Annotated in this window: 21 protein-coding genes and 2 tRNA genes; 6 read left to right on the forward strand and 17 right to left on the reverse strand. The window is 33.4% G+C overall.

The genetic code is table 11. The features are described from left to right. The first annotated feature begins 41 nt into the window (after positions 1-41). Positions 42-2,027 (forward strand): methyltransferase domain-containing protein, encoded by a 1,986-nt coding sequence (locus tag PMN2A_RS07280; protein ID WP_011294905.1) that lies wholly within the window; start codon positions 42-44, stop codon positions 2,025-2,027. 7 nt (positions 2,028-2,034) lie between these two features. On the opposite strand, the gene PMN2A_RS07285 is transcribed toward PMN2A_RS07280, so the two are convergent. Both PMN2A_RS07285 and PMN2A_RS10320 read right to left on the reverse strand, forming a co-directional pair. Next, the gene (locus PMN2A_RS07285; protein ID WP_011294906.1) at positions 2,035-2,400 is read right to left on the reverse strand and encodes a hypothetical protein; all 366 of its coding nucleotides are present in this window, start codon (positions 2,398-2,400) and stop codon (positions 2,035-2,037) included. Then, positions 2,387-2,575, reverse strand: a complete 189-nt coding sequence (locus PMN2A_RS10320; RefSeq protein WP_144043287.1) for a hypothetical protein — start codon at positions 2,573-2,575, stop codon at positions 2,387-2,389. The genes PMN2A_RS07285 and PMN2A_RS10320 overlap by 14 nt, the downstream gene beginning before the upstream one ends. Before the next feature lie 306 nt (positions 2,576-2,881). Between PMN2A_RS10320 and PMN2A_RS10345 the strand changes: the two genes are divergently transcribed. Then, a tRNA-Ser gene (locus PMN2A_RS10345) sits at positions 2,882-2,947 on the forward strand. Positions 2,948-3,184: 237 nt separating this feature from the next. Here PMN2A_RS10345 and PMN2A_RS07290 read toward each other — a convergent pair. Next, complete coding sequence (locus PMN2A_RS07290; protein WP_011294907.1) at positions 3,185-3,667, reverse strand: DUF2214 family protein; 483 nt, start codon at positions 3,665-3,667, stop codon at positions 3,185-3,187. Between the two features lie 272 nt (positions 3,668-3,939). On the opposite strand from PMN2A_RS07290, the gene PMN2A_RS07295 reads away from it, so the two are divergent. Beyond that, positions 3,940-4,338: a hypothetical protein gene (locus tag PMN2A_RS07295; protein WP_011294908.1), complete on the forward strand. Its 399-nt coding sequence runs from the start codon at positions 3,940-3,942 to the stop codon at positions 4,336-4,338. A 204-nt stretch (positions 4,339-4,542) separates the two neighbouring features. On the opposite strand, the gene PMN2A_RS07300 is transcribed toward PMN2A_RS07295, so the two are convergent. From PMN2A_RS07300 to PMN2A_RS07320, 6 genes are all read right to left on the reverse strand, one after another. Continuing rightward, positions 4,543-4,935 (reverse strand): formyltransferase family protein, encoded by a 393-nt coding sequence (locus PMN2A_RS07300; protein WP_011294909.1) that lies wholly within the window; start codon positions 4,933-4,935, stop codon positions 4,543-4,545. A gap of 40 nt (positions 4,936-4,975) precedes the next feature. Beyond that, entirely contained in the window at positions 4,976-5,119 is a 144-nt protein-coding gene (locus PMN2A_RS10835) for a hypothetical protein (protein ID WP_187146442.1), read from the reverse strand. 233 nt (positions 5,120-5,352) lie between these two features. Continuing rightward, positions 5,353-5,425, reverse strand: a tRNA-Ala gene (locus PMN2A_RS07305). 345 nt (positions 5,426-5,770) lie between these two features. Then, entirely contained in the window at positions 5,771-6,205 is a 435-nt protein-coding gene (locus PMN2A_RS07310; protein WP_011294910.1) for a GNAT family N-acetyltransferase, read from the reverse strand. Between the two features lie 58 nt (positions 6,206-6,263). Beyond that, positions 6,264-6,956, reverse strand: coding sequence for a WbqC family protein (locus PMN2A_RS07315; protein ID WP_011294911.1), 693 nt, complete (start codon positions 6,954-6,956; stop codon positions 6,264-6,266). After that, complete coding sequence (locus tag PMN2A_RS07320) at positions 6,949-8,262, reverse strand: polysaccharide pyruvyl transferase family protein (protein WP_049752680.1); 1,314 nt, start codon at positions 8,260-8,262, stop codon at positions 6,949-6,951. Before PMN2A_RS07320 ends, PMN2A_RS07315 begins: the two co-directional genes overlap by 8 nt. Before the next feature lie 471 nt (positions 8,263-8,733). On the opposite strand from PMN2A_RS07320, the gene PMN2A_RS07325 reads away from it, so the two are divergent. Both PMN2A_RS07325 and PMN2A_RS10840 read left to right on the forward strand, forming a co-directional pair. Further along, the gene (locus tag PMN2A_RS07325) at positions 8,734-10,953 is read left to right on the forward strand and encodes a tetratricopeptide repeat protein (protein ID WP_011294913.1); all 2,220 of its coding nucleotides are present in this window, start codon (positions 8,734-8,736) and stop codon (positions 10,951-10,953) included. 175 nt (positions 10,954-11,128) lie between these two features. After that, entirely contained in the window at positions 11,129-11,281 is a 153-nt protein-coding gene (locus PMN2A_RS10840; RefSeq protein ID WP_187146443.1) for a hypothetical protein, read from the forward strand. A 282-nt stretch (positions 11,282-11,563) separates the two neighbouring features. Here the strand turns inward: PMN2A_RS10840 and PMN2A_RS07330 are convergent, their stop codons facing one another. Together PMN2A_RS07330 and PMN2A_RS10845 are read right to left on the reverse strand one after the other, a co-directional pair. After that, entirely contained in the window at positions 11,564-12,658 is a 1,095-nt protein-coding gene (locus PMN2A_RS07330; RefSeq protein WP_011294914.1) for a DegT/DnrJ/EryC1/StrS family aminotransferase, read from the reverse strand. Positions 12,659-12,848: 190 nt separating this feature from the next. Beyond that, on the reverse strand, positions 12,849-12,995 hold the full coding sequence (locus PMN2A_RS10845) for a hypothetical protein (protein WP_011295060.1): 147 nt from the start codon (positions 12,993-12,995) through the stop codon (positions 12,849-12,851). 1,733 nt (positions 12,996-14,728) lie between these two features. Between PMN2A_RS10845 and PMN2A_RS07335 the strand changes: the two genes are divergently transcribed. Then, positions 14,729-14,965: a hypothetical protein gene (locus PMN2A_RS07335; protein ID WP_011294915.1), complete on the forward strand. Its 237-nt coding sequence runs from the start codon at positions 14,729-14,731 to the stop codon at positions 14,963-14,965. A gap of 8 nt (positions 14,966-14,973) precedes the next feature. On the opposite strand, the gene lexA is transcribed toward PMN2A_RS07335, so the two are convergent. The 6 genes from lexA to PMN2A_RS07365 all read right to left on the reverse strand — a co-directional run bounded on the left by lexA (position 14,974) and on the right by PMN2A_RS07365 (position 20,500). Continuing rightward, positions 14,974-15,582 (reverse strand): transcriptional repressor LexA, encoded by a 609-nt coding sequence (lexA, locus tag PMN2A_RS07340; protein WP_011294916.1) that lies wholly within the window; start codon positions 15,580-15,582, stop codon positions 14,974-14,976. A gap of 65 nt (positions 15,583-15,647) precedes the next feature. Then, positions 15,648-16,604 carry an ornithine carbamoyltransferase gene (argF, locus tag PMN2A_RS07345; protein ID WP_011294917.1) on the reverse strand — a complete coding sequence of 319 codons (957 nt, stop codon included), beginning with the start codon at positions 16,602-16,604 and terminating at the stop codon, positions 15,648-15,650. A 53-nt stretch (positions 16,605-16,657) separates the two neighbouring features. Further along, entirely contained in the window at positions 16,658-18,532 is a 1,875-nt protein-coding gene (gene ftsH / locus PMN2A_RS07350; protein ID WP_011294918.1) for an ATP-dependent zinc metalloprotease FtsH, read from the reverse strand. A gap of 105 nt (positions 18,533-18,637) precedes the next feature. Beyond that, positions 18,638-19,732, reverse strand: a complete 1,095-nt coding sequence (gene ribD, locus PMN2A_RS07355) for a bifunctional diaminohydroxyphosphoribosylaminopyrimidine deaminase/5-amino-6-(5-phosphoribosylamino)uracil reductase RibD (RefSeq protein WP_011294919.1) — start codon at positions 19,730-19,732, stop codon at positions 18,638-18,640. Positions 19,733-19,734: 2 nt separating this feature from the next. Further along, positions 19,735-20,229, reverse strand: a complete 495-nt coding sequence (locus tag PMN2A_RS07360) for a DUF3122 domain-containing protein (protein WP_071813631.1) — start codon at positions 20,227-20,229, stop codon at positions 19,735-19,737. Then, positions 20,213-20,500 carry a hypothetical protein gene (locus PMN2A_RS07365; RefSeq protein WP_011294921.1) on the reverse strand — a complete coding sequence of 96 codons (288 nt, stop codon included), beginning with the start codon at positions 20,498-20,500 and terminating at the stop codon, positions 20,213-20,215. The genes PMN2A_RS07360 and PMN2A_RS07365 overlap by 17 nt, the downstream gene beginning before the upstream one ends. Positions 20,501-20,546 lie beyond the last annotated feature (46 nt).

A 20,546-nucleotide genomic window follows, 5' to 3' on the forward strand; every position in this document is an offset into this window, starting at 1 on the left:
ATGAACAAACTAAATTAATAAAACCAGTACAAGAAGAAAAAATGAAGCGATCAGATAACAAGAAAAACAAACAACTCTACAAGGTCTCAACATTCCCTGTTCCAGCTGATTTAGGGGCAGATCATAGAAATCTGACCCTTAATACATATACTCTTTCTCAACCCTCAAAAGAAAAAATAATTGATCAAGCATTTAAGTTCCATTCACAAGGAAACATTTCAAAGGCAGAAAAATATTATCAACTTTTCATCAACCAAGGTTTGAAAGACTTCAGAGTTTTCTCTAATTATGGAGCAATTTTACTAGATCTTGGTAAATTAAAAGAAGCAGAAATATTAACTCGCAAAGCAATTGAACAAAACCCTGATTTCGCAATAGCGCAATTCAATCTAGGAAAAATACTACAAAATCTTGGCAGATCAAAAGAAGCATTTGATTGTTATGTAAAAGTAACTAAAATTGATCCAAAATTTCCTAATATTTACGAGACCATAACAAGTTTTCTAGGAAACTCAAATTCATCTCTACTAAATCACACTAAACTTATAGATATTTTAAATCTTCTATTAGAAAGAAATGACATCACACATAACGAATTATTTGCAGCATTTAACTTTTTATATAATGATAAAATAATCTCTCATTTAGAAAAACTTGATTCAGATTTATTTAAAGAGGAATCATTTAAATTATTTATTAATGATAAACTTATAATGAAAGCACTTAAAAAAATAACTTTTAAGGATCTTAGATTGGAGAAAATACTAACTAGGATAAGAAAATATATATGCGAAGTGATTAGCAATAACACAGAAGAAATAGATTACTCTGAATTACAATTTATTATTGCTTTAGGAGAACAATGCTTCCTAAATGAATATATTTACTCACTATCAGAAGAGGAAGATTCATTTCTTAGTACAATAATGAATAGATGTATTAATGGCGAAATAAGTGAAACAAATATTTCAATTCTATCTTGTTATTTTCCCTTATATAAACTTCTTGATAAGTTGCCATCATTAAATTCTTTTAATTCCTCTAATCAAAGCTTAAAAGAACTTATCAAATTACAAATATTAGAGCCCTTAGAAGAAATAGAATTGTCTAAAAGTATAAAAAAAATAGGTTTTATTTATGATGATATTTCTCAAAAGGTGAAATCTCAATACGAAGAAAATCCATTTCCCAGATGGAGATATGGAAGCAACTTAGGAAGTCATAAAGTCTCTATTAGTCAAGCAATTAACAATGAAATTAAACCTAACTTTATAAGTCAAAATTTAAGTGATAGTAATTTAAAGGTTCTCATTGCTGGATGTGGAACTGGTAATCAAATCTTACAAGCACAGAGATATAAAAATGCTCAGATAACATGTATCGACTTAAGTATATCTAGTCTTTCTTACGCTCAAAGAAAAATAAATGAACTTAAAATTAATAATGTTGAATTAATTCAAATGGATATTTTAGAGGTTTCTTTATTAAAGACTAAATTCGATATTATTGAATGTGGTGGTGTTTTACATCACATGAAAGAACCTAATTTAGGGTTAGATTGTTTATTGGATTGTATTGATAAAAATGGTTTTCTCAAGCTAGCTTTGTATAGCAGAATTGCGATCAAAGATGTAATTGCTGCCGCCCAACATATTGCCTCAAGGAATTTGGAACCTACTTTAGAAAATATTCATTTATTCAGAGAGGAAGTTTTTTCAGGCAAGTATCCTGGAAATAAAGATTTTGTCAACTTCAGGGATTTCTACTCTTCATCCGAGTTTCGTGATTTTTTCTTTCATTATCAAGCACATTATATTTATCTAAGTCAACTCCAAGAAGTATTGAAGACAAGATCCTTGAAATTCTTAGGCTTTTTGCTATCTCAATCGACTAAATCTCTCTACAAAAACTATTTCCCTGAAGATAAAAAACAAACCAACTTAGATAACTGGGCAAAGTTTGAAGAGAAGCATCCAAATACTTTCAGAGGAATGTATCAATTCTGGGTTTGTAAAACTAAAAACTGAGTGCATCCTAGATTTTTCTAACTCGATTGTTATACGAGGAATCAGCAGCTAATCCAGCCAGGGAAATTATTTGTTTCGAGCAGGCAGCAACACCACTGGATTGGTTATTGATAAGTCTAAGTCCTTTCTGCATCCCCTGTTCAAGATTTACGAGTAGTTTTGCAACCATTTGCGGCCGCTCAATATTGATCTCTTCAAAGTCTTGAACAATCAAGTCCATTGCCTTGGCTGTGATCCTTCGATCTTGCCCTCTGCTTAATTCGTACTCTTGGGTCACTCGGCTCGTTACGACAATGCAGCTGTAGCCTTGAGCAAGCAAGTCAGCAGGAAAACCTGCCCTTAATTCCATCTCTTGTTTATTAGCTTTTTTCATATTCCAGCTCGATGCAATGTAGATTCAATTCCCTCTGGAGCATGTGAATACAAAGTGCCAACTCAGGAACCAAAGAAGGCATTAGATACCAAGATTGACTCTTTTCTATTATTGAGAAGGCGGAAGTCATTGCGTATGCGACAGTTAAAAAATCAGAGTGAATGACTTTAGTCATTTGAGATTTTCTACGTTGCTATTTGGCGTGAGCTTATAAATTTGATCAATCATATAAACAGTCAAAGTAATAATTAAAGTAGCTGAATAACCCAATAATTACAATTCAATTAGATTTCTTATCTGGTTTCAATTTGCGATATAGGCACTGCATTTGTGGCTCTTATTTATGTATAAACAAATAACAAATAAAACGCTAGAATGAAGTCAAATAACGAATAGTCTTAATAAATATTGCTAGGGATATCCTGCGAACTATCCTGAGAGTTGCTTTACAATACTTAGCTCTAAACCCAGTCATGCCAATGCTTTGCGAGAGAACATTAACTGCCTTCTAAGCAGTGGGCCGCTGGTTCGAATCCAGCAGGGAGCGTTAAAATAATCCGAAGACACCAAGTTTTCTAAAGTTAAGAGTGATGATCGACGAAGTTCATTAAAGCGTAGAAGAGATAATTTACGGCCAAGAAAGTATATTTGCCCTCTAATCAAGCGCCATAACTAGTTAAAGTGACTGTTTTCTAAGCAAGTGTAGAAAAACTAATATTTTGAATTGGGGCTAATCAATTCAAGAAAATAGATCTATAGAAAAAGCTTAATAAGTTCAATCCACTCAAGCCAATCCCACGCCTCTTGCCATAAGTGTTGCTAAAAAAGGAATTGAAGCAAAGCCAACTAGTTCAATATTAATTATTAATCTTAATCTTGAAACCAGATTCTCCGTAACTTTAGGAAGAGTCCCCTTGCTGAGAGGGATTGCCCATAAAACATATGTAATTGTCGGATAAAGAGATAGAGATCCAACTAAAGCAAAGACTATTATTTTAATCCAAAAAATAGGATTTTCTGTATAAAATTCAGAGCCCTGCCCAAACTTTATAACTCTATAAATGCCGCTTACCAACAGAGCAATCCCAGCAATTCCATAGATAATATCTGCAATGACCATAGATATTGCTTCTTGCCTATTTGGATCAACCTTCAATGAGATACGTTCAAACAACAAAGCTCCAAAACAGAGCATAAAGCTCAAATAATGAATGTAAGCAACGGAAGCAGATTGCAATAAATCAGGGGGGAAAACTATTCCTAGCACAATGACCTTTCCTAATCAACTTATACATTAGAGAGAATCATAAATCACAGTGCGTGATTAGAGAAGCTAATTGCCAAATAAACAAATTTTGAATTCACATGAACAAAAGATTCCGAAATATAACCTGGTCCCAATCTGTTTTAAAAAAGCTAGTCTTGCTAGTCTTCCTTAGATAATTGTGTTCAAATATTATAAGGGTCTACTACAAATATTATAAAATCTATTAGTCAATGTATTTTAGTAGATCATTTTACTATTTTTCCTAATAGATTATGAAAACTTTGTTCAAAAAAATAAATTTGAGGCTATTTGCCTTTATTATTTTAATAATTTCAACATTGTTTATTTTTCATACAGATGAATTATATGCATCAGAAAGTGTTGACTCTACTTTAATAAAAAAAGCATCTCGATCATATACCAAAAAATTCTGCAACTCCATTGGATTTGGACTATCCAAGGAAAGCTCTATGAACTTTTCCCTAAAAGAAAATAATCAAGTATTTAACAAAAGAAAAAATTTTAAAAATATAAACAAAGAAGCTCTTGCTGAAGAAATAGCAATAGGAGTTATTGAAAAATGTGGGTACCCAATCAAACTATCAGGAGAGAAGGGTATTATGGAATTCAAAAATTACTATCTATCAAAAGACAAGGAATCTACAGAATAAAATAAAATGTTAAATACGGATTATAAAAAAATAAAATTAGTCAATGGGCTATATTAAGCCTTTAAAATAAATATTTTTACTTACAATATATTTAAAAAATTTTTATACATCTCAAAAAAAGATGGTAGAAATAAAGATTTATTTAATTAAATAAATCAATTAAATAGCAGCCAATACCGCAGGTGGTGGATATCAGAATACATTTTAACTAGTAATACATTTAGATTTCAAAAACATGCTCACCTCTACAATTAAATCCCTTTCAAGTTTATTAATATGTCCTCCTAGTTGCCATGGAGTTTCCTCATAATTAATTTTGATTGATTTTTGCCTAATCAGATCTCCCATATCAACTTTTTCGGAGACATAGTGAACTGAGCATCCACCATAAATTTCTTTAGCTGCCATAACAGCTTCTTGAACCTTTACTCCATACATTCCTATCCCCCCATAACGTGGCAATAAGGAAGGATGTGTATTTATAAGCTTACCTTTCCATTTCGCACAAATTTTACTACTAATAATCGGCATATAACCTGCAAGTACAATCAGATTTGTATCTAAAGGCAATAACTTATCAAGTTGATCTGACTTCACACTATTGGAGACCTCAGATTCAACATAACCTATAGGTATTTTATATTTTTTTTGCTTTATCTATTGCACCGCATTCTCTATCAACGACTAATTTAGTAACTTGATAGCCTTTATAATTCTGATTCTTGACAATAGATTCGAAGATTGCCCCATCTGAAGAAGAGCAGGCTACAACTTTATACATAAAGCATAGAAATACTCAAAAGAAATTATTTTTTACTAGTAGATATATACATTATAGTAAATATAGATAAATATACTATCTATATTTACTATTGGCTAGAAATCCATCACTAATTGCTATCGCAAGTTTATATATCTAAATGCACTAACTTTTGCACTAAATTTACTTGAGACGGGCTTTAAGACCTTTGAGGATGAAGCTCTAATTCCTTTAATGTCAACACTTTTGAAGAATGGAGCCAAGCGGACTCGAACCGCTGACCCCCTGCATGCCATGCAGGTGCTCTACCAGCTGAGCTATGGCCCCATGTGTGGTTTTTACTAGTTATACCAAGCAATTGGAGAGATTCTGGTAAATCGGTGATCTTGCTTGATACCGCTTGATATTGTGCATAATATAGCAAGATCCCGCCACTAATCCCGCCAAAGCGGCCTAGTAATGACAATGGCTTTACGGCAGAACTGAAGCAAATTGATGCGTCAGACCTACTTCTCGATAAAAAGTGTTATTGGTTCTCTGTTACTTTCTATCCAAAAAATAGTAGAAGCTCTTGTAAATGGATCTTTTAGGGGTTGCTCTTGCTAAAGCTTTGTTGTATTCCTCAGAATCAATATATTTTGCATCTAGCGTGAATATTCCCACAGACAACCTCTAAAGCTTTTTTGTGTAAAAATTTTCAATGAGGTTAAATCCGTTTTTCCTATAAAATTGATCAACCTCGCTTGATCTCGATTCGGCTTCTAGCTTTATATTCGTGATATTGTGGTCACGGGAAAATTCCTCAATTCGCGATATTAATAGTGATCCCAATCTTTTTCGGCGATACGTCTTGACTACAGCAATGGAAGAAACAAATAAGCTCGAATCACGATAATTCAGATAAAAAGCAGAGTGGCCGACGTCAGATACATTCCTTACTGCAAATAGATTATATGCGAGAGTTGCAAGTTTGATTGAATAATTTTCTAGATTTAACCTTAGTCTTAAAGGAGTCTCAAAATCATCGCTTAAATTATATAAAAATTTTTTAATTCTCAAGGCCTTGGCTTGACCTGGTCTATTTATTTCAATCTTCATCAAATACATGAATGAATTGATTGCAAATGGATGAACTGAAGCATTTGAGGTAATTCTAATGTCTACTTTAAATAATATTATTTTTCACTTCATCAAAAGTGCATGACATACAGATATCTAAAATCGACATATACGGTTGAAATTGGCAGGATAGTTGTGGATATTCTTCTATCCTTGGTTTCAAAAAACGTAGATTTATGCCCAACTTCTGGAAATCATCCCTTTCATATAAATGCTCTCCTCCCACTGGATTTATATAGCTTTCTGCACCAAGTTCAGTGCATATAGCCTTTACACGTTCTGCCGAATTCAGCGAGTGATCACACGCAATTGAGGATGACACAACCAACTGAGCCCTTAAACCTAATACGTCCTTAAAAATAGCCACTGAGTTGTATATAAATTCAAAAAGGTTATTTTCATTTGCGTTAAAACATCTTTCAATTAAATTGAAGCACGGATGGAAGTTTTTTGATACGGCGTACGCATCCTTGATTTTTCTTAATGTTTTTGCCGATTCTAATTTATATGTCTCGGCCAAATAACGATCTTTAATTTGCAGCGAATTCGAGGCTTTCATTAAAGGAATAGAAAATAATTTAATTTTACCGTTGCTTAGGTATCTGTTCCTGTTTACCCATCCTTTCTTTGTGTATTTAATGTTGTCATAAACTACAAAAATGTCAGACGCTTTCATTAGCTGCCAATATCCAATATATGGCAAAAAATAAGGCTGCATTATTGCTATTGTTTTACCCATAAATTAGCTGTTTTAGGAGATCAAAGTTTTGATTTGCCATTGCTTTTATTTTTGGAATTTGGATTTCAAGGTGTTTTTTATATTCTAATTTATTAGCAAAACAGGTATTGGTTTTTTGCTTTAAATCTTCGTATGAGTCTGGGTTGGCAAGATATTGTTGTATTTCTAGATTTTCAACTAGACCTTGTAATTTATGTGCTTTAGGCTCGTGGCCATAATCTATTATTACAGTTGGGATGCATTCAGCTAAAGCTGCAATCGCTCCGTGCATTCTACCACTGATTAACATATCAAAATTGCTGATAATCGACTTAGTTTCTCGCGCATCATAGACATCATTGATTGTATGAACGTCTTGAATAGAGCCACGTTTCACAAGAAGTTGTTCAAGTTGTTTAATAATGAAGTAGTCTCGTCCATGCTCTAATTTGAATGGTATTTTTGGATCAATATTAAAACCATTCGAGTGTGACATTAATACAACATTAGCATTCAATTTAGAAGTAATATGTTCGATAGTTTTTGCGAAAACTATAAAATCTTCGTCAGGCCTCACTTTTTTATCAAAAGGTCCTGAAACGAAATTCCATCCACATAATATGAAACCAACAACAGGCTTATTTTGATTTAATTTTTTACTACTTTTGAAGCTTTCATTAAGGATGTTAATTCTATTATTATTGCTGAACAAAAAAGATGGGCATGAGAGGCTTTGGGTTTTAGATGTATCAAAGTTATTATTTTTTAAGATTCTTGTACTTATTGAGTCGCGATTAGTGACTAAATCGAAAGATTTGTATACCTCTTGTGCAAAGATCAGTGTCTCTTTATTTGAAAATGGACCTGGAGATCCTGCTATCATTGCGACATTTTTTCCTAAAAGTTGTGCAACGCGATCTTTAATTAAACCAATAAGAAATCTATTTTCCCCTAAAAAATTAGAATTATCACCCCAAATATCACCACTAAAATCAATAACTAATTCAGATTTGAAAACTTCTTTTATAAAAGGTGTCATCTCTTTTATGAAACTATTCTTCGAATATTCCCGCGCTATATTGAGTTCATGCTTGGCTGTAGTTAAATCGCATTCCGACCACCCGTAATAATACTCCATTGGTAATATAGTTATATTCTCTCTTTTGCAAAATTCCCTAGACAGCTGAAATGTTGTCGTTAGAGTAGCTGTAGGAAAAACTCTTCTAACTCCTTGTATTAACGACTCAATAATATAATAATTACCTATATTTCCATATTCCATTCTTCCCCAGTGAAGAGTACATTGTCCTATCAGTAGAATATTCAATTTAGTGCGGCTTTAGTGTATTTCTATTTTACACATTACTCCTGATAAATATCACTTATTTTTTAATATTTATATAGCTTGCTTGGGTTTATTTTCGTCTAGTTTTTCTCTTGAGTGTTTATAGTATCTAGAGATTTTGCCATAGCATTAATCTTTATAATCAGCTCACAATTCAAGGGCTGCTCGGAGGTCGTCAGAGCCAAAACCCACACGGAAACACATTCAGCCGCAAAGCAGTTTTCGCACCAAAATCACACCAAACAACGGAACACGCACTCTAAGTACTAAATCCAGATAGTCTAAAAACCAGGCTGTACAAGGGATCTCTAAATGGAGCCAAGCGGATTCGAAGATTTCTGTTTCTTGGAGATCGAGTACTACTTAGATTGAAAAGGATCAATTTATTTTGAAAGTTAACCCCTCAATGCAAGGTATAATTCTCACTAATAGATCCTTTGCAAAATAAATAATTTGACCGAAGAAAGAAAGAATCAAAAGCAAGAAGGCTCTAAAGTAAAAACATTCCCAGTCTCTTTTGCTTTAGGTGAAATTAAAGAAAACATCACTATTACGACTAATAGCGCTTCTAATACTTCAAAGGAACAAAAAAGATTTGGAGACCAGAGTAAAACTATAAAGAAAAAAGATACCAATACAATTACTAAACCTTCCAAAGATCAAATCATTAATCAAGCATTTAAATTTCATTCACAAGGCAATATAAAAGAAGCAGCAAAAAATTATCAATATTTCATTAATCAAGGTTTCTCTGACCACATGGTTTTTTCTAATTATGGAGCAATATTAAGAGATCTTGGTAATTTACAAGATGCAGAATTATATACTCGCAAAGCAATTAAAATTAATCCTAATTACGCATTGGCTTACTCTAATCTGGGAAATGTATTAAAAGATCTTGGTAAGTCACAAGATGCAGAATTGTCATACCGCAAAGCAATTCAAATTAATCCTAATTACGCAGATGCACATTACAATCTGGGAATAATATTGAAAGAACTTGGTAATTTACAAGACGCAGAATTGTCATATCGCAAAGCAATTCAAATTAATCCTAATTACGCAGATGCATATTCCAATCTGGGAAATGTATTAAAAGATCTTGATAATTTACAAGACGCAGAATTGTCATACCGCAAAGCAATTCAAATTAATCCTGATCATGCAGACGCATATTCAAATCTGGGAAATGTATTAAAAGATCTTGGTAATTTACAAGACGCAGAGTTGTCATACCGCAAAGCAATTCAAATTAATCCTGATCATGCAGAGGCGCATTTCAATCTAGGAAATCTATTAAAAGATCTTGGTAAATTACAAGAAGCAAAGAAAGTATTAAAAAAAAGTATAGAGATTGAACCTAATAATCTAGACTATCTTTCAACATTCCTGTTTGTATTATTAATACTTTGTGACTGGGATGAGATAGAAAAATATTCAGCTGATTTAAATCTTATTGAAACAGATCTTAAAACTATTATTAACCCATTTCACTTAATGCACTTAGAGGATAATCCAGAAAATGAATTAAAGCTAGCGATTAAATATAGTCAGATAAATAAAAGTGACACATTGCCCAATCTAACTTCTTATAGTCATAGTAAAATAAATATAGGTTACTTTTCATCTGACTTTAGAAATCACGCAGTATCATTTTTTTTAGCAAGGATATTTGAATTACATGATAGTTCTAGATTTAATATATATGCCTATAGTCTTAGAAAAGAAAGTGATGGTTATACAGAAAGAATAAAGAATGCTGTTTTTTGTTTTCGAGAAGTAAGTGATCTAAATGATATTGAAATAGTTAATATAGCCCGAGATGATCAAATAGATATAGCTATAGATTTAAATGGTATTACAAAGTCACGTAGAAAGTATATTTTCGAATATCGTGTCGCTCCAATACAAATAAATTATTTTGGCTACCCAGGAACAATGGGGTCAGAATCATATGATTTTAGAATTACTAAAAAAATAATAGTTCCTGAAGAAGATAAGAAATTTTATACTGAAAAGATCTTATATCTACCGGATAATATAATTCCTATTGATGATACTCAACACATATCAACTGAAAAATTTAGCAGAGAAGAGCTAGGACTTCCCTTAGATAGTTTTGTCTTTACTTGTTTTAATAGAACTGAAAAGATTACTAGAAAAGAATTTGATATTTGGATGCGTTTATTAAAGAAAATTGATAACAGTGTTTTATGGTTAATAAAACCACATAAAGCCGCAATAGAGAATTTATATTCAGAATTAAATAAACAATCTATGAACAAAGAAAGAATAGTATTTGCAGAATTTATGAATTTGAATGATCATTTATCCAGGCATGAATATGGTGATTTATTTCTAGACACTTTTAATTACAATGCTGGCACTACTGGTGCTCTCTCTTTATGGGCAGGATTACCCATTATAACTCTAGCTGGGAAAACAAATTCTTCCAGAGCATCAGCTGGTTTTCTAAATGCGTTGGATCTAAATGGTTTAATCACATATAATGAATACGATTATGAATCATTAGCATATGAACTTGCAACAAACAAAAAAAAGCTAGAGCACATACGCAATAAATTAAAAAACAAACAATCTTCCTGTTTTGATCCCTATAAATATACTATCGAATTGGAAAAACTTTATACTGATATTAATTCAAAACTATAAAAATTTTACCTTCAAATTAGATTTATAAGTTCTTACTTTTATATGACTTTTATTAAAGGTGAAAAAATACAAAATTAATCTTAAAGGGAACTATAATTAATCCTCGTGTTCTATTTGATAGCTATATGGCAATTGTAAAAAATATAGATGTCATAATTTATCTTTTTTTTTTAGCATGGGTAATACATTCTATCAAGCAATTCATTTAGGTATTCCAGTTGCAAGAATGCTCGAGAATCAACCTTGGGGAAGCGTAGTTTTTGCAGGCTATAAACAAAAGGATAATAAAAATCCTCCCAAAGCCAACTCGCCAGAGGAATACATATAAATATATAAGAAATTGGCATTCATTCATACAAAGAAGATATCTCTCATCAAATAAGAACCAAATCAAAAGAGAAATTAATTAATTTACAAAAATATAACTAATCACTTTGAATCTAAGGCATAAATACTAGAGCAAAAATCATGGTATTTATCTCCTAACTTTTAATATCCATCTAAATATTATTTAGTTACTATTTTTAGATTAATCACATTATCCCATTAGAAAATAGAAAGTGTCTTAAAACATATAAAATCAATCTTCTAAAGTTTGATAAGATTCTATTTAATTAGATTTACAAATAAGGTCTGATATATATACAGCATCTTCTGTACTTACATTATTGTGAGAAGGAAGACAGATTATCCTCTCAGAAATAGAATCTGAGACAGGACATTTTTCATTTGAGAATATATTTCCTATTTTATTTAATGAAGGATAAAAATATCTTTTTGGTAATATATTATGACTAGTTAATAATTTGATAATCTTAATACAAGTGGATTCACTATCAAGGATTATTGGGAAGTATGAACAATTAGAACCTTCATTTATTTCTTGAAGAGAAATATTTCTATTCTTAAGCAATTGATTTCTATATACATCATTAATCTTCCGCCTATGATTTATTGTTTTTACAAAATGCTTAAGGTTAGCCAAACCTAATGCCGCATGTATTTCACTCATTTTTGCATTAATCCCAGCCCGTACTAAATTTTTATTTTCATCAAAGCCAAAGAACCTAAGTGATTTAATCTTTTCATTAATGATTTTTGAAGTTGAAATAACACCTCCTCCTTCTGCTGTATTAAAAATTTTTGTTGCATGTGTACTCACACAACTTATATCACCATAAGATAAGATTGATCTACCATTTAATGTTGTACCAAAAGCATGAGCAGCATCATATATCAACTTTAGATTATATTTTTTTGCAATAATATTTAAAGCCGAGATATTACAAGGATTACCGAATACATGAACTGGCATAATTGCCTCTACTGTTGAATCAATATTTTTTTCAATTGAATTAGTACAAATATTCAATGTTTTTTCATCAATGTCACAATATTTTATTTTACATTTTTGCCAACCTGCAGCAGCCGCACTAGCTATCCATGAAAAGGCAGGAACTAGAATAGTTCCTTTTATTTCCAATGCTTCTATTGCTAATTGCAATGCGACCGTGCCATTGCTTACAGCTATATAATGTTCAATAGTCAATGATTTACAAATTTCTTTTTCTAACTTTTGTAGCAAAGGTCCATTATTAGTGAGAACTTCTGAGGCCCAAGCTTCTTTCAATAAATTAGAAAATTCTTCTAATTCACATAAAGAAGGTAATCCCACACAATTTTTCTTTTTATAAATCTTCTTCACTAATTTAGATTCGATAAAATTTTAGTTTTTGCTTTGTCATCTAAATTTCTTCTGATCAGTTAATAATAAAAGAACAACGCCTTATTTTTACCATCTTATATTAAAACAATTTTTATAACCAATATTCATTACCAGACTTTTCTTCCTCGATTGTTATGCAAATACTTATCAGCCAATCCAGCCAGTGAAATTATTTGCTTTGCACAGGCAGCAACGCCACTTGATTGGTTATTGAATAATCCTTTTGCATACCTTGTTCGACATTTACAAGTATTTTTTCCACCATTTGCGGCCGCTCAATATTGATTTCTTCAAAGTCTTGAACAATCAAATCCATTGCCTTCGCAGTGACTCGCCTCGCTTACCGTCTACTTAAGCCGTATTTCTCGGCTATTTCGGTAGTTGTAACGGTTCAACTATGACCTTTAGCAAGCATCGAAGCAGCTTCACCCGTCCTTAATTCCATCATTTGTTTATTAGCTTTTTTAATATTCCAGCTCTATGCAATATAGATTGAATTCTATCTGGAGCATTTACAAACACAGTGCCAACTTAGGCACCAAAGAAGGCATTAGATACCAAGATTGATTCTTTTCTATTTTTGAAAAGGCGGAAGTCATTTTTTCTGCGACAGTAAAAAATTAGAGTGAATGACTTTAGTCATTTGAGATTTTCCAGGCGTTTCTATTTTGCGTGAGCTTATAAATCTGACTAACTATATAAGCGACTAAAGTAATAACAAAAGTAGCTAAAAGCATTATAATATCAAATAAACTAGACTTATACCTGGTTTAGATTTTACGATATGGGCTGCCTTTGGCGGCTCATTTTCATATAAACAAATAAGAAATAAAAGGGCTATTAATTCAGTTATATTAATCGAAGACATTAAAAAAGCGGGTTTATCAAAATCCCGCCACGGCTCCCGCCATTAACATTCTGTTGAGCGTTTATATCTCAGTGACTTCAGTGCTTCCCAAGGATTCGAAGTGCTTCATGCCATGCATTTGATCTACCAGCTGAGCTATGGCCCCAAATACTTGATATGAAATTGATTGCAGTCAATTTCAAGCAACACAGCCATTATATTTCACCATTCAAGTATACCCAATTTACGTCAGACTCTACTGAATTACGCTCTATCAATTTTCTATGGAGGGGTATTTATTATCTATTTCATCACAAAAACTAGCCAAAGCAGCTTGTGAAAAAATTTCGCGAATCTTCCAATTAATTTCAAAGGATCGTTTTGTTTTTCTTGTTTTCAAGGGCTTCGTCATTAACTGAGAAAAAATGGCAATTAGATAAAGAATTTAATGGCTTTTTATAGGCTTGTGTACAAAAAATTATTCATAACAAAAATTAAACAAGAAAAACATCGCCATACGTTAATAAAAAAGTAAAAATCAATCGATTTCTAACGTAAAAAGTCCTCTTTCGAGAGATAGTTGTACACTATGATACTTTTCCACATTTTCTCTTTTCCTCATATTACAAAAAGTTTTGTCCGAGAATTTTGACAAGAACTTTTCAATGTATCAAGAGATACAAATCCCTTGAGAACTACTGCAGCATCTGTGATTGAGGTGGTTGATTGTTTTTTGTAATTTATCCACTTATTCAATTGACATGACCCCCCATTGAATTTTTTTTATTTTGTGTGTTTTGTGGAAAAGTGGAAAACCCGCATTAAATGCCTCCAGATTTCAATTTTTTCTAATTGACCATCAAAAATGATTTTTATTCTAGATATAGTTTTTTTTAAGGCCAAAAGATAAACAATTCGGCCCAAGAAAGTACTTTTTACTAGAAGATATATACATTATAGGCAAAAAAAATTGCCTTCTTCTATGTCTTTAGTTGACAATTCTACTGCCTTTCAAGATTATCTCTAATTTAAAAATGAACAATTTCAATAGTTCAATTACCTAGAGAATTTCAAAAAAAATTAGGACCTGATTTCAATTGTTTATGTTGAAAGATTGGAATAAGCCCCCCCTTAATTAATAAATTAATTTATTTTACTGACTTTGAAACCATCCGTAGACAATTTAGAGTCATAGTGAGCGTATGCATAATCCTTTCTCCATTTATTGGAATAAAAATTGGACCTTTCAAATAGTTCATATGGAAGGTGGGATTTACATAGAAGCAAAAGGACTGGGGGTTCTAATAAGAAAACCTTTATTAGCAACCGAAAGCCCATTCACTGCAGCAGATAATTTAGTTCATAGTGAAGACAAAAATAGAAAATTTTTATTCAACTCCTGGAAGTCAAAAAGAACTAAGAGTTCTAATTGGTTTTAGAAATAGCTTTAAGTTTTCCTCCATACAGCTGCTAACTTTCCCTGAATATGAACTTGTTCAGCATCAATTTCTATAGGGTCATAAGATGTATTGGCGGCTTCTAAACGAACTAAACTTCCATCACGAAAAAAATGTTTCAAAGTAGTTCCTAATCCTGGAACCATTGCGCTAACAATCGTGCCGTTTCTCAGTCGAGCGGGCTCATTAACAGGTTCCATTAGAACCATATCTCCGTCTGCAATAAAAGAATCAATCATTGAATCTCCATTTACCGTCAAAGCAAAAAGTCCCTTTAATTGAAGAACTGAATTTAAGTCTAGAGTTTCCTGTACATCATCAAAAGTTTCAACCAACCCACCTGCAGCTATTGCTCCCAAAACAGGAACCCCCGAAATACTCTCTTCTATTAATTGCAGCGTTCTTGCCTGACCTTCTTGCCATTTTATCCACCCTTTTTGTTGTAAATGTCTTAGACGACTTTGGATTGGTGCTGGAGATCTTAGACCCATAGCTTGCATCATTTGCCTGATCGAAGGGCTATGATGATGATCTCCAATAAAATCTACAAGCCAGTCATAGAGTTCTTGCTGTGCAGTAGTTAGAGTTTCTTCTGGCATTCGAATCGATTAAGTACATTCGTCCTTCAATACATATGTACCTAAAATATCTAAAAATCGCAACCCTAAATGCCTCCAAGTTGGACGGCGAGCAAGGCTTGCTGAACATGCAGTCTGTTCTCAGCCTGATCAAAGACATGACTACTTTTGCTCTCTAAAGCCTCTTCAGTTATTTCTTCTCCTCTATGAGCAGGCAAGCAATGCATAATGATTGCTCCCTCATCTGCAAGTTCTATTAATTTTTGATCAACTTTATAGTTTTCAAAAATTTTTTTCCTCTTCAAATGTTCTTCTTCTTGCCCCATAGAAGCCCAGACATCTGTGTAAAGCACTTGAGCGTGCTTCATAGCCTTCAAAGGATCATTACAAATAGATATTTTCGAACCAAATTCCGAGAGCGATTTTGCCTTTTCTACAATTTTAGAATCCGCTTCAAAACCTTTTGGAGAGCAAATTTTCACATTAACTCCCAGCATTGCGCCGCATATCATCAAAGAGTTGGCAACATTATTGCCATCTCCGATGTAAGAAAGATTTATCCCTTTAAGCTCCCCAAACTTTTCTTGAATTGTTAAATAATCAGCAAGCGACTGACAAGGATGTTCGAGGTCAGTTAAAGCATTAATGACAGGAATAGTGGACCATTCTGCATATTCTTCAAGTTCTTGTTGAGAAAAAGTCCTAATTGCTAGTGCGTCACAATAACGACTCAAAACCCTGGCTGTGTCTTTAATAGGTTCACCCCTACCAAGTTGTGTGATTTGAGGATTTAAATCAACAGTCTGACCTCCCAGTCTTGCCATAGCGACTTGAAAACTCACTCTTGTCCTAGTAGAGGCTTTTTTGAATATCAATCCAAGAACTCTATTACCTAGATCAATTCTTCTGTTACCTGTTTTTAGCTGTTTAGCTAATTCAAATAAAGATAAAATTTGATCGCTATTTAAATCAGAGGAAGAAAGGAAGTTGCTTTTACTTAAAGGAGTTAATTTAGAAGCTAAGCTTGAAGATGCTGAAGCCATAAATAAGCCTCAAATATCCTTTATCGTGGATAAAGGATATAAAGTCAAGTGATTTAATTAGAAACTTTTTCAGGCATTACGCTGCTTGATAGCATCTTAATTAGATCATCTCCTTCTATAACTTCTTTCTCAAGAATTTTTTGAGAAATATCTTCAAGTAATGAAAGATTATTTTTTAGGATATTTAGGGCTTTTTCATGTGCATCATCTACCAAGCTTCTGACTTCTTTATCAATTGCTTGAGCAGTAGCATCACTTAATTCTCTTCTAGGATTATTGTTCCCTCCAAGGAATTGACCTCCTCCTTGTTTGTCATATGCTAATGGACCTAGGATATCGCTCATTCCATATGTACCTACCATTTGCTCAGCAATATCTGTTGCTCTTTGTAAATCGTTTGAAGCACCTGTAGTAACTTTTCCAAAAATTATCTCCTCTGCAGATCTTCCCCCAAGGAGAGTAGCGATTTGACCTTGAAGTTCTTCTTTGGAATTTAGGAATCTTTCCTCTGTTGGGAGTTGGAGAGTATAGCCTAAAGCGCTCATACCTCTTGGTACTATTGAAATTTTTGCCACTTTGCTTCCACCAGGCATTAAGTGTCCCACTATTGCGTGGCCAACCTCGTGATAAGCCACAATCTTTTTCTCATCGTCTTGTAAAACTCTGCTTTTTTTCTCAAGCCCAGCAACAACTCTTTCAATGGCTTCATTTAAATCTTGCTGCTCAACTTCTGAGCGGTAAGATCTTGCCGCTAAAAGAGCCGCTTCATTTACCATGTTTGCTAAATCGGCGCCTGCGAATCCACTTGTAGCTTGAGCAATTCTATCAAGATCTATTTTTGCCGAGAGTTTTACTTTCTTTGTGTAAATTTCTAAAATAGTTTTCCTACCAGATAAATCAGGTCTATCCACAAGAACTTGTCTATCGAATCTACCTGGACGTAATAGAGCTGCATCCAACACCTCAGGTTGGTTTGTCGCTGCAAGGACAATTACAGGTTTATCAGTTGAAGCAAATCCATCCATTTCTGTAAGTAATTGATTAAGAGTTTGCTCTCTTTCATCATTACCTCCAACTACTCCCATTGATCCAGATCTACTTTTACCAATAGCATCTAATTCATCGATAAATATTATGCACGGAGCTTTTTTCTTAGCTTGTTCAAATAAATCTCTAACTCTCGCCGCACCAGCACCAACAAATAACTCAACAAATTCAGAACCAGAAATGATAAAGAAAGGAACTTCCGCTTCACCTGCTACAGCCTTAGATAAGAGAGTTTTACCAGTTCCTGGTGGTCCTACTAATAAAACACCTTTTGGAATTCTTGCACCAATATCTGTATATCTTTGTGGCTTCTTGAGGAAATCAACTATTTCTGTTAATTCGTCTTTTGCTTCATCAACTCCTGCAACATCCGCGAAAGTAACCTTCGATTCATCGTCAGGAACATAAACTTTAGCTTTACTTTTTGTGAAACTTAGGGCTCCTTGAGCTCCACCACCACCCATGCTTCTTCGAGCAAAAAACTGTAAAACAAGAATAAATATTAGTGGTGGTACTACCCAGCTAAGAATAGTAGTGAATATATTGGGTTTTTTGGGAGGTGCCGCTGCGAACTCGACGCCTTTTTTCTCGAGCCTTTGAGGTAACTCCATATCAAAAATTGGAGTCGTTGCCAAAACAGAAGGGGCACCTTCTTCAGCTGTAGAAAGTTCATATCTAATTTGATCTTGTGTTATGTATGCACGTTTAACTTCTCCATCATCAACTTGATTTATGAAAAGTGAATAAGGAACTCTTGGGACTTGTGTATTTTGGCTTGGGAAAAAACTACTAAAGAGAAGAAGCGCTCCAAAACCAATTAAAACTAAATTAATTATTCCAAAGCGTTTATTTGGTTGATTTTCGTCCTGTCGTATTGGCATTAGCAAAAACTTAATTCTTACCAAGTTAAACAATTTTCTTCCCAAATCGACTTGTTTAACTGGAGGGAGATCCGAACGAATATCTAATTCTAAAAAATTAACCCCCTAAAAAATCAGTCTCCAACAGATATCTTCTCCTTTTCGATCTAAAAAAGAATGTTGCAATTTATAGGAAGAACTTATTGATTCAAACCCAAAATTGTTCAAAGGACTCATCGAAGACATCCCTCCTAAGAGTTTTGGTGCTACAAAAACTACTAATTCCTGAACACAATTTGCTTCGATTGCACTTGTAGCAAGTTGAGGACCGCATTCCCAAAGAATTTTATTGCAGCCTTTTTTCGCAAGTGAGGAGAGTAATTCGGATGGATTATTCGAATTCAATCTCAATTTCTCTGGACCATTTGGCAAATCAGAAAAGAAAGATTCATCACCCTCTGGCCCATAAGCAATAATTGTTCTAGCGATTTTTGTATCCCAAAGTTTTGCAGATTGAGGCAAGTTCAAAGTTTTTGAAAAAACAACCCTTAATGGCTCAAAATCTAACTTTTCCCTTGAAGTTAAAAGTGGATTATCGGCCCGAACTGTTCCTCCTCCAACTATTACTGCATCGCACTTAGATCTAATTCTATGAACCGAATGCCTTGCAGGAATATCTGTAATCCACTTACTACAACCATTTGGCAAGCCAATTTTTCCATCTAAGCTCATTGCCCATTTTAGAATTCCCCAAGGACGTCCATGACGAACTCGAAAACTAAATTCGCGATTAATTGATTCACATTCTTGACTCAAAACCCCCTCGATTACTTCAAGTCCAGAGTCTTTCAATCTTGAGATTCCATTACCTGAGACTCTTGGATCAGGATCGACCATCCCAACAACAACTTTTTTTAGACCTGCTCTTATTATTGCTTCTGTACAGGGAGGTGTTAAGCCTTGATGGCAACAGGGTTCTAAAGTTACAACGATTGTTCCATCAAGCGCCTTCTTTCCCGCCTGAGCAAGTGCTTCTATTTCAGCATGAGGATTCCCTGCGCCTGAATGAAATCCCTCTCCAACAAGTCTTCCATTCGAATCCAACACAATAGATCCAACTAGGGGGTTTGGGCTTGTCCTGCCTTCTGCTAATAAAGCCAGTTGGATTGAGCGTCTCATCCATGGCACCCATATTTTTTGATCCTCAGCCAAATTAATCATTTTTATTCAGCCAATGATCTCCATTCACTTACTAAGTAAGGCGGGATTGGTAAATCATTTATCAATCCTGGCAAACTTAATCTCAAAGGTCTATTTTTATCCAACTCAGCAATCAAAGTGCTTAGGTCAAATTCGACAGCAGAGTCATTCAAAGCTTCAACATTGATTTTACTGTTTATTGTTATGTCTTTTAAATCCCAAGTCTTTCTACCTGAATTAACCATCAAACTAGTTGGATGATCAATCCTTAATGAGCCTGGATAACCCACAATTCTCAAAATTAAATTCTTAGACTCTTTCGAACTTGGATAGACGATAATTTGCCAAGTTTGGTAATCCAAGTCTTTGAGGCTCTCTAAGCTTCTTTTAATCTCCTTTTTCTGATCATTTAAAGTGACTTTTGAATCTGCATAACTTTTATTGGCGCTAGTAAAAAAACAACAACAAATCAAAAGAATAGAAATTATTACACGAAATGAATTACGAAATCCTTCCATCACTAATGTTGTAATCTTCAGATTCAAGTAGGGCATCTAATGCTATTGCTGAGCGAACGAGTGACTGATATTTCTTAATGATACGTTGATTACGTTCAACTATTTTGGAAGGGTCATGTTTTTCTGAATTATTAATAGGATTTTCAAAGATTTGGACATTATCGTCCATTAATTCTAAATCCTTTTGTTGCTTAATCAGAGCTATCAAAATTTCATGCAGGCGGGATCTTCTGGGTAAGGGTTTCTCAGCTTCATTTTTTTTAAGATTCACAAAACTTTCAAACTTACTATTGAAGTTTTAGTTGATTTTCATCAAA

Origin of the sequence: Prochlorococcus marinus str. NATL2A (assembly GCF_000012465.1) — a bacterium.
Taxonomy (GTDB): Bacteria; Cyanobacteriota; Cyanobacteriia; order PCC-6307; family Cyanobiaceae; genus Prochlorococcus_B; species Prochlorococcus_B marinus_B.